This is a genomic window from Vitreoscilla massiliensis, assembly GCF_001457815.1.
Lineage (GTDB): Bacteria > Pseudomonadota > Gammaproteobacteria > Burkholderiales > Neisseriaceae > Vitreoscilla > Vitreoscilla massiliensis.
The window spans coordinates 197,793-209,513 of record NZ_LN898219.1; the positions used below are offsets into that span (position 1 = coordinate 197,793).

Consider the following 11,721-nt stretch of genomic DNA (forward strand, 5'->3'; position numbering starts at 1 on the left):
GTGATGTAGATGTGATTACAAGGCTTCGGCCAAGTATTCAATGACAGATTGTTCTATCCATTCGATATCGTCAGGGCTGAATCCTAAGACAGTGCGTGGCGGTAAATTTTTGCGACTGCCACTTTGGTGCTCGGCTGCCACACGGGCAGCGCTGCCCGTCCAAAAACCAACAGTGGCACTGCCCACCTCGGTTTTGGCTTTGAGCCATTTGGCCATGGGCAAACGGCGAAACATTCTTTTATTGGCTTTGCTGGCCAGTTTGACATGGCTGCGCAGATAGACACCGACCTTGCTGTTGTCACCGGCGGCAAAGCCACCGATGAAGCGCTCACCATAGTCTTTAACCCAAGTGAGCGATACCAGGCGGCCGTAATAATAAAACGGCTGACCCGCGCGCAAACTGCCATTTGCGCGCAGGCGGCGCAAGTTTTTACCGCGCCTTGCTGCCATGCCGCTGCCATCGGGTTCCGTATTGGATTTGATGCGCTCGGCATTGCGGCGGCGAATTTCAGTGCCGATTTTGCGCGCCAGTTCACGCTGCTGTGCGGGTTCCAGTTTGGCGACCAAGGCATCCACACGGTCAAGAAACACGGCCAAGTCGTCCATCAGTAGTCGTCCGGTTGTGGCTCGGTTTGGGCAAGTATTTCCACATCCCCATTGGCCGCCACTTTTACCACCACTTTTTCAGTGATGTCCAATTCATACAGCAAATCGGCCAAGTTGTTGTCTAAGATTTCGGCTTCATAGCGCATGGATTCATTGCCAATATTGCCTTGCAACAGTTTTTGCGGCTGATGCACCTGCATCCAACTCAATATGGTGGCGGTCACTTGCTGCATGGGTGCGGCCCAATCGGTCAACAACACTCGCATGGTGTACTTTTCAGTGTGACTGAGGCTGTACTTTTGGCCATTGATGCTGCCAGCGATGATGTAAATGATCAGTTTGTCGGGGTGGTCTTTCAATACTGGAAACGTGTCGGTCAGTTTTGCTCTAAGCGAATCGGGTTTGTCCATGGCTCTCGTATTCCTGTTGGCAGTCTATGCAATAGCGGCAGCCCATGGCAGCGATGCGCCGCGCTTCTGGAATGGGTTCACCACAACTTTCACATTCAAATGCGCTGGGTGCTTGGGCATCTGACTTATCCAATTGTTTGGCCAAGGCATGGTCACGCATCATTTGTTCAAGGGCGCAGGCTCGGTCAATGGTGTTGTTCATGTTGGCTTTCAATACAGGTTTGCAGGGTATCCCTAGCGATTTTGCAAGAGGCAAATGCGGCGCGGCCATTGAGTAAATCGGTGGCCAAGTCGGCATTGGTCATAATGGTGGCCGCTGGCCATACACAAGGCGGCACCGTTGGACAGTGCAACACATTTGCTTGTGGTTTATTTTTGATTGAGCACGCTGGCAACAGCATCAGGCAAGCGAGCATTGCCCCAAGTTTGATTGTTTTCATGGTTTAAAGTGGCCTGTAAGTGTTGTTGGTCGGTAGCCGCCTGTTTGGCGGCCGCATCCAATTTGTTGCGCATGTCATCGGCTTGTTTACGGTAGTTTTCAAAAGCCGTCTTTTGTTGTGCCATGGCTTCTTTAGCGGCTGCCAAATCTGCGGTGATGCGCTCTTGCTGGCTTTGCATGACATGGCCACGCCACAGCATGAAACCAATGGCTGCGATGCAAACCAGCAATAAGGAAATTAAGGTGGCAATGATGGCGCTCAAATATTTTGCAATCATGTTGCCCACCTAAACCGCATGGCGCGCGTATGCCTGCGCCATCTTGGTATCGTAGTTGTTGATTTTGTAGTCTGCTCCGTTGTATCCCGCCGCAAAGGCTGCCCAGCGTTTGGCTTTCAGTGCTTTGTATATGGCCTCATTGGCTTTGATGAAATTGCAAAAGGCCATTAAATGCGCGCCCTCGGTGGTAGCTTGCGCGGCCACATAGGCTTGGACGGAATCAAAACCGCAGGCACGGTAATTGAATCCCATTATTTGGAAGCGGCCGTAAGAAGCGGACAACATGGCGGCGGTTTCATCGTAGGATATAGCCGCTTTGAAGCGCGGGTATTCCGCTTCGTTGCCTTTGTAGCCACCAGCTTTGCTGTTGCAAATGTTGGGATTGACTTGCATCAGTTTGGCCGCTGCGGTTTTGCCCATGGTCGCGCCGTAGTATTTGTAAAACTTGTGGCGCTCAAACAAAATCTTGGTGCGACCATCGGCCAGAAAGCCGCCGCCATAACTTTCCACTTCGGCCACTGCTTTGATGGCAGCCACTTCCACACCCAAAAAGGCAGCGGCGTTTTTGAAGTCTTGCTCGGTCAGAAATTTGCCCATGGTGTCTTTATTGTACAAAGCCGACCAGGTGGCATCGCCGACTTTGCCGTCCACATACAGCCCACGGCTGCGCTGAAATTCACGCACTGCGCTTTCAGTGTCTTTGCCAAAGTCGTGGTCAATTTCCAAAATTGGCTTGGCACCATGCTGATTGAGCAGGCTTTGTAAAATGGCCACGGCTTCGGTTTGGCTGCCGCGTTTTAAAAACTGGCGGGTGTCTTGGGTTTGTGGGTCGCGCTTTGGGGCTTCGCAACAATCGGCCTGTATTTGTGCTTGGATGGCCTCACCGATGTCGATGCCAATGTCGGCCAATGTTTGGGTGATTTCAGACATTTTGCTGTTTCCTGTGTTTGAATTTATGGTGGCGGCGGCTGTGTGGTTTGCTTGGTGGCAAAGGCTTGATGGTGGCGCTGATGTCTTTGACATTGCCACGCGCCAGCACCAAATTGATGACATTCACGGCCACGATGGCAGTCAGTAAGGCGGTGACAAATGGCCAAGACTTGGCCAAGGCTGCCAAAAAGAGGGAACCAAACAGCACAAACAACACATAGGCCAAGGCACTGGCGGTTTTGCAATGGCTGCTGTGGCGGTTGTCGAATGCCAAAATGGTCAAGGCTCCCATCAAGGCAATGGCTTGGATGAAAAACAATAAGGTGGTCATGGCTTGGCACCTCCGGTGTTGGGTTGGGTTTGCAGTCGTTTGATCACCAACTCGATGACAACAATAAACAGCGCGGCTGATAACACTGCGCCACTGAATTCATCAATGAATTGGGTGTCGGGTAAAAAGCGCAGCAATTTGCTCAAGCCTGCGCCCAGGCTTTGGCCGCCAAACAGGCCGATGATGAAAGCCAAGGTGAAATACACCACATTCAACAATGGCGCTCGTTTTTGACTGGTCAAAATAAACAGGCTGGCGCCGACCAATGCGCCCATGGCCAAGCCCAGCGAAAAATGCACAATGCCAATGGTGATGATGACTTGGCTGATGACGGTTGATTCTTGAGTGGTTTGCATATCCCTTAATCCCATAAATTGACTGTTGGTATCACTTTGTTGGTTTTGTTCTTGCTGCTGGATGCTTCCGGCAATGTCACGATGGTGCCGGCTGGCAAATTGGGCGGCAGGTCGCACAGGTTGGGATTGGCGGCCATGACTTTTTCCACCATGCCAATAGAATCACCGTACAGGCGCCAGCAAATGTGGCTGATGGTTTCGTCTTGCACGGCGATGACGGTATTGGCTTTGCTCATATCAATTCGCTGTCACAGCGATTGCGACCCAAAATGTCGGCCACGGCGTTGTGGCCCATACAGCGAAAGTCATTTGCCTGTTCTTGTTTGGCCTCCGCACGTTCTGCGGTGTTGCCAGTGGCGGCAAACGTGGCGTATTTTTCCAAAATTTCGACATTGGCAAAGCTGTACACGGCTTGTTTGAAGCTGTGAACATGCACCGATTCACCGTTGATGACTTCATCGGCATCACAGGCCGCTAATGTGGTAATGCCGTTTTCAATGGCGGCCAGTCTGAATGCGCGCAATTCTTTGCTGACCGTGGTGATAGCGGCAATTAATGCGGTTTTAACGCGTACCGCTGGCACGGAATCATCGACATTCATGGTGGCGCGGTACTCGGCAATGCTGATGCTTGGCCAAAACGCATTGGGGGTGATGGTGTCGTCTTGAGTAGTGGGGCTGGCCGCTGCGGGAAAGTTGAGTTTGTTCATGGATGGGCACCTAGTTGGGTGATGCGGCGGGTGGATTCAGGCAAGGCATTGCAGGGCAAAGACAAGACAGAATCCACCACGCATCACGGCCGAGGGAGCTAGTCAGGTTTGTTCAAAGCGGCCAGCTTTTGCTTTACGCCGATTTTGTCGTCGTATTGCAAGGCGGTTTCATACAAACGAATGGCGGCGGCTTTGTTTTTTTGGGTTTCAAAATATTCACCAGCGGCCTTGAAAAACTTGGCGCGGACTTTGTCCGGCATGTCTAAGGCGTGCAATTCGCCGTTTTTTTGTTGGGCCAATTCGACCAGGCTTTGCAACACATCCACATCAATGGCGGCACCTTTGGCCAATTGGTCGGCAATTTCTTCAAACACGGCGACTTTGGCGGTGCGCTCAAAGCCACCCACACTGAGCATGGTATCGGCGGCATTGAAGACCAATGCGGCCATTTCGACTGCCCGATTCAAATCACCGGCGTCAATCGTCCACACCAACAATGTGGTGTACACATCGTCACCAACGGGAATGGCACCGGCGGCCAACACACCGTCAATATAGCCATCGTATTCAGGCAGAAACTCGGCTTTGAGTTTGGCCTTGTCGGTGATGGATTGAACCGCGTGTAATTGCACACGGTGGTGCATCAATTGTTGCTTGAGTTTGATGTAAGTGTTGTCTTGCTCAAGTGCAGGGGCTTCGCCACTGGCTTGGGCATAAAAAGCCATGGCCTCGAGGCGTCTTTGGCGGGCGGGGTTGGATTGTCTGCTGCTCATTTGCTTTACCTTTTTGAAGTAAAGCGGGCATAAGCCCGCTTGCTTATGCCACGAATTCCAAGTTTTCAATCAACGCGCAGGCATCAAATTCTTCGACCACATAATCCAAGTTTTCAGATTCGTAGTTGGCAATGCGGTTGTATTGGGGTTCATCGGCGACTTTGCGGCGCTTGCCTGCGGTTTGCATGTAGATAGACAGGTTGGCCAAAGGGGTGATAAGCAAGGTGTCTTCGGGGAAGAATGGCACCGCAATCGCATCCAAACCGCCCAGTTGTTTGTTGGCAATCAACAAATCATTGGCCGCTTTGGCTTCTGTTGCTTTGGTGCCAGCTTCATTCACATAGCCGAAGTATTTGTCGCCTAGGGTTTTGCGGTTGCACAGCACCACCATATCGGGGCGCAAGGCAAATTCATCACCGATGAATTCATTGTGATGGGCCACGACCACGGCATCCAAATTCTTAAAGGCTTGGGCATCACCAAATTTGACTGGCTTGGCTGTGGTGCCAATTTGACCAGGCTCCCAGCCTACCACTTGGGTCGGCGCGTCTTCACGGATGCGCTGCAACCAGCCACGGGCCACATCTTGCAACAATGGGTTGGCCACAATGTCGGTTTGCGCGGCAAAGGTTTTGCCATTGAAACCCATGCAAATCAACGACAAGGCTTTGGACAGTTCATTGTTTTGATTGACCAGGTTGGCAAAGTCTTTTTGGTGTGCCCAGGCATCCAATTCATTGTAGGAAATGGCATGGTCAAAATCGACTTGGCGGCACACATAGTCAATGGCCACAGCGTTGTGTTTGGCATGTGGGTGGCGGCGGTTGTTGTTGTCGGTGTTGGTGCGACCTGCGGTCAAGCCACCACCAATGCCAATTTTTTGGCCTGCTTTTTCCATCACTGAAAAGACATTGACGCGTTGCAAAAAGGCACTGGATTCACGCGTGGCAGCGTGCATGCGCTGGGCAACGGCTGGGTCTACTGCAAACCAGTTTTGGACATTTTCAACACCGTTGGCGCTACCAATCATGCTGAATAAAAGGGTGAGTGCTTCGTTCATTGTGTTATTCCCGTTTGAATTGAAGTGTGATGATCAGTAGTTGGGCGCGGTGTATTTCACGCTGGCATCGGCACCAGTGTGCAATTTGGTGTCTTCTTGTGGCGCAGGCTGTTGGCTCAATTCTTGGCGCAAATTTTTTAATTCATCCATTACGGCTGTGAATTGTTGGTTTTGCTTGGCTTCCAAATCCTGAATGGCTTGGCCTGCAGCTGCGAAGCCCGCTTCTGTTTCGGTGCGGTATTTTTGCAAGTCGGCCGCGTCCACTTTGGCTTCGCTAGCGGGAGCGGATTTGCTGAAAAACTTGGTGAACCAGCTGGGTGCTTGGTCTTCTTTTTCGACAGTGGCGGCGTTGTCTTGTTGGGCTTGGGTGTTTTGGGTCATGGCTGTAGGCTCACTGATATAAAACTCGGGTTTGATGGAATAGGGGCTGTTGGCATCGGTGTTGAATTGCAAGGCTGATGTGCCGACGCTGGATGGGCTGTCGGTGATGGCCAAGCCGACCAAGTAGGCGCGCTGCTTTTCTTGGAAGTTGGTGTGCAATTCCATGGATGTGTAGATTTTTTCGCGCTTTTGATTGAGAGCGACCAGCTTGTCGGTTGGGTCGATTTGGGCAAACAGCTTGGTGATGCCGTTTGCGCTTTCGGTTTTCAATGCCGTCACATCGCCATAGCCGGCAAATTCGCTACCGGGCCATGCGCTGCGCAAGTGTTCAACATTGATGCGCGCACCATACAACTCAGGGTCGTAATCTTCGGCACACTGTTCTAGCCATTCAGGCTTGATGTCGCGGCCGTCCACGGTTTTACCGCTGGTGCCGATGCAAAACCATTGGCCTTTGCTGAATTTGATGGGTGTGTTTTGTGGTTGTGGCATGACGCATCAATATGGTTTGTGGTGATGTGTCTAGTTTCGCGACTATCTCGCATGAGGGCAATGTGATTGATGTGTGGGGGCGTGATGTAGATGTGATGGGGAATGCAATATAAGTGTGAGGCGTTGACACTTAGGCATTACATTAACAGTTGCTTGAAATGTCTGAAACCATAATTGATTCACGCTTAGACCCGCGCATCCAAGCCCGCAATTTACACTGGCAAGGCTGGCGGGTCAGCTCTATCGCTAGATACTTGGGTTTGAAGCCGGCCACGGTCCACTCTTGGGCACGGCGTGAAAATTGGGATGGTGGTAGCCCACACCAACGGGTGGCGGCATCGACCGAAGCACGCCTGATTCAGCTTGTAAATCTGCCAAAAAAAACCGATGGTGATTACAAAGAAATGGATAAGCTGGCCAAGATGTTGACCACTGTACAGGCCGCTTTGCATAAGTCACCTGAACCTGTGGCTGTTATCGGCGATAAGGCCATGCCTGATTACAGGCCGCATACACAGTCAACAATTGATAATCCACCGCGTGAAATGCGTGAACCCAAAGAAAAACGCGAAAAAGCCCCCAGCAATCGCAAGCCATCCAAGTTAATCATATTGGATGATGAACAAACGGAGCGATTGTCTGAGATATTCACAGAGCAGTCGTTTGAGTATCAAAAAGCCTGGTACCGCTCAGGTTTGGTGAACCGTTTTCGCAATTTGCTCAAGTCGCGCCAAATCGGGGCGACGTTTTTCATGGCACGCGAAGCATTCTTGCGGGCGGTGAAAACCGGCAACAATCAGATTTTTCTGTCGGCCAGTCGTGCCCAGGCTTTTCAGTTCAAACAGTACATTGCCGACTTTTTGGCCATGGTTGGGATTGAATTCAAAGGCGATGTGCCTGAATTGGCCAATGGGGCCAAGTTTTATTTTTTGGGCACCAACAGCCGCACCGCTCAAGGTCGCAATGGTGACTTGTATGTGGACGAGTATTTCTGGATTCAGGACTTTAAACGCTTGCGAGAATTGGCCGAACCGATGGCCTCGCAAGCACGATTTCGCACCACTTTCTTTTCCACACCAAGCGATGAATTGCACCCCGCGTATGGCTTTTGGACGGGCACCGAATTCAACGATGGTCGGCCTGAAAATGAGCACATCAAACTGGATGTGAGCCATGCCGCGCTGGCCGCTGGCCGCTTAGACCCTGATGCGCAATACCGCCAAATTGTGACCTTGGATGATGCCGAGGCGGGCGGCTGCACACTGTTTGACAAAGACTATTTGCGCAAACGCTATGCCCCGTCTGTGTATGACCAATTGTTCAAGTGCCAATTTGTGAAGCCTGGCGACAGCGTTTTTGAATACGGCTGGCTGCGGGCGGCGGCTGTCGATGCAATGGATGTTTGGCCTGATTACAAACCATGGACTTCACCGACGCGGCCTTGTGGTGCTCATCCTGTGTGGGTGTCTTATGACCCGACCGATGATGGTGATGCTGCTGGCTTGGTGGTGGTGATGCCACCACAAAGAAAGGGCGACCCATTTCGAGTGGTGGAGCGCCAGCTTTTGCATGGCAATGACTTTGAATCACAGGCCGAAGTGATACGCGAAGTATGCACCCGTTACAACGTGACCAAACTTGTGATTGATGCCGGTGGCTTGGGTGCTGCGGTTTATCAGTTGGTGCAGAAGTTTTATCCAGCTGTGATTGGCCACAAGTTTACACAGGAATTGAAATCCTCTTGGGTGCAAAAAGCACAATCATTGTTTCGTGCCAAACGTGTGCAATGGGATGCTGGCTCAATGGCCATGGATTTACAGGCCGCTTTTATGACCATACGCATCCAAAAAACCAACTCCGGTAAAGGTTTGACCTATGGCTCTGGCCGCAATGCGGTGGCCAGTCATGGCGATTTGGCGTGGGCATTGATGATGCTGTTTGCCGAAGAACCTTTGGACGGTTCTCTTTCTTCTAATTCTTCTATTGAGGTTTTCTAAACATGAAACGCGCTAAACAAAATATGGTCGCGCCTGCGCCTACTGTTGATTTTGAGGTGTTCAATATCATGGATGATGCACCCGCCAATGTGTTGGACTATCTGCAATGTGCCGACAATGGCATTTACTTTGAACCCTTGGTCAGTTATGAATCACTGATGCAGTTGACCACCACTGGCGTGCATCATGCCAGTGCGTTGCAGGCCAAAGCCAATATTTTGAAAAAGACTTTTGAACCGTCGCAATACTTGAGCCGCAAAGACTTTGAGTTGTTTGTGATGAATTACTTGACCTTGGGCGATGGCTATTTGCAAATCACGCGCAATCGCCTGGGCGGAGTGTTGAAGTTGACCAGCTTGCTGACGATGTACACGCGTATGGCCAGCGACATGAAACACTATTTGTACATTCGCAACCGCTTTGGCTTAAATGGTTTGCAGTACGACACCATCAAGATCGCGGATGTGGTGAATGTGAAGCAACACGATTTGCGCCAGCAAATCTATGGTGTGCCTGAGTATTTGCCCGCCATGCACAGCATCATGCTCAATAACAGTGCGACCCGATTCCGCCGTCGCTATTACGACAATGGCAGTCATGCTGGTTTTATTCTTTACTGTACCGATGAGAAGATTAATGAAGACGACTGGAATGTACTTAAAAGCAACATGCGTCAAAGCCGTGGCCGTGGCAACTTTAAAAATGTGATGCTGCGCTCACCTGGCGGCAAGGATGGTATCAAGTTGATTCCTATCTCCGAAGTGGCGGCTAAGGATGAATTCCTGAACATCAAGTCGGTATCGGCTGAGGATATGCTTGCCGCGCATCGGGTGCCCGCGATATTGATGGGCATTGTGCCGCAAAATGCTGGCGGCTTGGGTGACCCAATCAAGGCGGCCAAGGTGTTTTATGAGCATGAAATCGCACCGATACAAGAGTCGTTCAAGTCTATCAATGAGCAGCTTGGCATCGAGGTGTTCAAGTTCAAGGACTATCAGTTGGACACACCAACATAAGACCACAAACAGACCGTCACCGCCGCCAAAAATCTTGGCGGCGTTTTTTTTTGCCCAAAAAATTCCAAATGACCCTTGACCCCGCTGGCGGGAACTCCCCTCCCGCCATTCGGCATTTCAAGAAATATAAAAAATTTATGCAGATGGCAGCACTGATTAAAACCATATATTGCACGGGGTTCGCGACGATTTTTTGATTCAAATATTTATGCAATTTTCGGCTAAAACTTGCAGATTGATGCAACATTATGCGGCAGTATTTTTGACACTGCTTTTTGTTCTACATTCAAAAAACAAAGCCTTGAGTTTAAAGACTTCTCGTGCCTTTACAAATGATAAATGGTAGAACAAAAAATGTATTAAGGTTTTGTTTTGCTTAAATTTTGGTTAGGACTTAAAATCCGTCGGCCCTAATACGGCCGTGCCGGTTCGATTCCGGCCCCGGGCACCATCAAGATTGAATTAACCGCTTTTAGCGGTTTTTTTTCGTCTATAAAAGTCCAATAAAGTCTAATTTTTATATATAAATCAATGTGTTGTATTTTAACCCATGTTTTTATCGTCTAATAATGGTTAAGTTAGATTAACTAGAATCAACGCCTATTGCTGGTACTTTTGTTGGTACATGAGAGTTGGTAGCATAAATGTACCAACAACTACGACTGAAACTCAGGTGTACCAATGGCTTTGACCGAATTGAAAATAAAATCGTTAGCCCCCACAAATAAAATTCAAAAAATAAGCGATGGTGGTGGGTTGGTGCTTTTTATTAACCCTAAAGGGAATAAATACTGGCGTTACAACTTCCGATTTGAGAATAAGCAGAAAACATTATCGATAGGTGTCTATCCGGTAGTTTCACTTGCAGAGGCCCGTAAGAAGCACATACAGGCAAAATTACTTGTGACTGAGGGTATAGACCCAACGACCCTAAGCAAAGCTGCAGAGGATGCTGTAAAGAAGGAAGTGAGCTTACTGTTTGAATCGGTTGCTCGAGACTGGTGGAATGCGCAGTTACCTCGTTGGAAGGAGTCGCATTCGCTCAGGATATTGCGTGCAATGGAAATGGATCTCTTTCCTGTGCTAGGAACTCTATCCTTAGCTGATATTAAAACACCTATGGTGTTGGATGTATTAAGACAAATTGAAGCACGTGGAGTAAATGACACGGCATTAAGGGCTCTTCAGCGTATTAAGGCGGTGTTTAACTTTGGCATTCAAACAGGTTTGATTGAGTACAATCCGGCTTTGGCATTAACCGGGGTTATTATAAAAAGAAAAGAAATCCACCATCATGCTTTAAAGCAAACCGAATTGACCTCCTTTTTTGATAACCTCTATAAATCTCCAATGAAGGAATACATACGTTTAGCGATGATATTTCAGATTATTTGGTTTGTGAGACCAGGTGAGCTGCGTAACGCGGAGTGGAGTGAATTTAACTTTGAGAAGCGTGAATGGCATATTCCAGCTGAAAAGATGAAAATGCAACGGCCGCATGTGGTTCCATTATCGAGTTGGGCACTGGAGCTGTTAGGGCAGTTGCGTGAAATTACAGGCTCAAGCCCATATTTGTTTCCCAATTATCGTGACTTCAGTAAACCAATGAGTGAGAATGCTTTGAGCTATGTTATGGCCAGAATGGGATATAAAGGCAAAGCAGTCCCACATGGTTTTAGATCATTGGCTACTGATATTTTGAATGAACATGATTTTAAAGCAGATGTTATTGAGCGGCAGTTAGCGCATATTGAAAGCAATAAAATCAGAGCTGCTTACCACCGAGCAGAGTATCTTCCACAGAGGCATGAAATGATGGAATGGTATAGCGGTTGGGTGAAAGAGTTTATTAAAAATTGAGTTTTTACAGTAACCATATGGGGCTAATCGTGCTAATTTAGCACGATTAGCCAAGGGGCAGGACTAATTTTTTTCAATAATTG

Annotated in this window: 16 protein-coding genes; 3 read left to right on the forward strand and 13 right to left on the reverse strand. The window is 49.3% G+C overall.

Features of this window, described 5'->3' with window-relative positions; genetic code table 11:
* Positions 1 to 15: 15 nt before the first annotated feature.
* From BN3003_RS06525 to BN3003_RS06585, 13 genes are all read right to left on the reverse strand, one after another.
* The gene (locus BN3003_RS06525; RefSeq protein ID WP_058355844.1) at positions 16 to 606 is read right to left on the reverse strand and encodes a phage virion morphogenesis family protein; all 591 of its coding nucleotides are present in this window, start codon (positions 604 to 606) and stop codon (positions 16 to 18) included.
* Complete coding sequence (locus BN3003_RS06530) at positions 606 to 1,016, reverse strand: phage tail protein (protein WP_058355845.1); 411 nt, start codon at positions 1,014 to 1,016, stop codon at positions 606 to 608. The genes BN3003_RS06525 and BN3003_RS06530 overlap by 1 nt, the downstream gene beginning before the upstream one ends.
* Positions 994 to 1,218 carry a TraR/DksA C4-type zinc finger protein gene (locus tag BN3003_RS06535; protein ID WP_058355846.1) on the reverse strand — a complete coding sequence of 75 codons (225 nt, stop codon included), beginning with the start codon at positions 1,216 to 1,218 and terminating at the stop codon, positions 994 to 996. Before BN3003_RS06535 ends, BN3003_RS06530 begins: the two co-directional genes overlap by 23 nt.
* On the reverse strand, positions 1,202 to 1,456 hold the full coding sequence (gene lysC, locus BN3003_RS19080) for an Rz1-like lysis system protein LysC (RefSeq protein ID WP_324609299.1): 255 nt from the start codon (positions 1,454 to 1,456) through the stop codon (positions 1,202 to 1,204). Before lysC ends, BN3003_RS06535 begins: the two co-directional genes overlap by 17 nt.
* The gene (locus BN3003_RS06545; protein WP_147645368.1) at positions 1,386 to 1,733 is read right to left on the reverse strand and encodes a hypothetical protein; all 348 of its coding nucleotides are present in this window, start codon (positions 1,731 to 1,733) and stop codon (positions 1,386 to 1,388) included. Before BN3003_RS06545 ends, lysC begins: the two co-directional genes overlap by 71 nt.
* 9 nt (positions 1,734 to 1,742) lie before the next feature.
* Positions 1,743 to 2,663, reverse strand: a complete 921-nt coding sequence (locus BN3003_RS06550; protein WP_159061411.1) for an N-acetylmuramidase domain-containing protein — start codon at positions 2,661 to 2,663, stop codon at positions 1,743 to 1,745.
* On the reverse strand, positions 2,656 to 2,994 hold the full coding sequence (locus BN3003_RS18645) for a phage holin family protein (RefSeq protein ID WP_058355849.1): 339 nt from the start codon (positions 2,992 to 2,994) through the stop codon (positions 2,656 to 2,658). Before BN3003_RS18645 ends, BN3003_RS06550 begins: the two co-directional genes overlap by 8 nt.
* Positions 2,991 to 3,350, reverse strand: a complete 360-nt coding sequence (locus tag BN3003_RS06560) for a putative holin (protein WP_058355850.1) — start codon at positions 3,348 to 3,350, stop codon at positions 2,991 to 2,993. The genes BN3003_RS18645 and BN3003_RS06560 overlap by 4 nt, the downstream gene beginning before the upstream one ends.
* A gap of 5 nt (positions 3,351 to 3,355) precedes the next feature.
* Positions 3,356 to 3,586 carry a tail protein X gene (locus BN3003_RS06565; protein ID WP_058355851.1) on the reverse strand — a complete coding sequence of 77 codons (231 nt, stop codon included), beginning with the start codon at positions 3,584 to 3,586 and terminating at the stop codon, positions 3,356 to 3,358.
* Positions 3,583 to 4,059, reverse strand: coding sequence for a head completion/stabilization protein (locus BN3003_RS06570; protein ID WP_058355852.1), 477 nt, complete (start codon positions 4,057 to 4,059; stop codon positions 3,583 to 3,585). Before BN3003_RS06570 ends, BN3003_RS06565 begins: the two co-directional genes overlap by 4 nt.
* A 98-nt stretch (positions 4,060 to 4,157) precedes the next feature.
* Positions 4,158 to 4,832, reverse strand: a complete 675-nt coding sequence (gene gpM, locus BN3003_RS06575) for a phage terminase small subunit (protein WP_058355853.1) — start codon at positions 4,830 to 4,832, stop codon at positions 4,158 to 4,160.
* A 43-nt stretch (positions 4,833 to 4,875) separates the two neighbouring features.
* A complete protein-coding gene (locus tag BN3003_RS06580; RefSeq protein ID WP_082625580.1) occupies positions 4,876 to 5,892 on the reverse strand; it encodes a P2 family phage major capsid protein in 1,017 nt (338 codons plus the stop codon).
* 33 nt (positions 5,893 to 5,925) lie between these two features.
* Complete coding sequence (locus BN3003_RS06585; protein WP_058355855.1) at positions 5,926 to 6,765, reverse strand: GPO family capsid scaffolding protein; 840 nt, start codon at positions 6,763 to 6,765, stop codon at positions 5,926 to 5,928.
* Between the two features lie 158 nt (positions 6,766 to 6,923).
* Between BN3003_RS06585 and BN3003_RS06590 the strand changes: the two genes are divergently transcribed.
* The 3 genes from BN3003_RS06590 (at position 6,924) to BN3003_RS06600 (ending at position 11,638) form a co-directional block, all read left to right on the forward strand.
* A complete protein-coding gene (locus BN3003_RS06590) occupies positions 6,924 to 8,762 on the forward strand; it encodes a terminase large subunit domain-containing protein (protein ID WP_058355856.1) in 1,839 nt (612 codons plus the stop codon).
* Positions 8,763 to 8,764: 2 nt separating this feature from the next.
* Entirely contained in the window at positions 8,765 to 9,778 is a 1,014-nt protein-coding gene (locus BN3003_RS06595) for a phage portal protein (protein WP_058355857.1), read from the forward strand.
* Positions 9,779 to 10,459: 681 nt separating this feature from the next.
* The gene (locus tag BN3003_RS06600) at positions 10,460 to 11,638 is read left to right on the forward strand and encodes a tyrosine-type recombinase/integrase (protein ID WP_082625581.1); all 1,179 of its coding nucleotides are present in this window, start codon (positions 10,460 to 10,462) and stop codon (positions 11,636 to 11,638) included.
* The last annotated feature ends 83 nt before the right edge of the window (positions 11,639 to 11,721 follow it).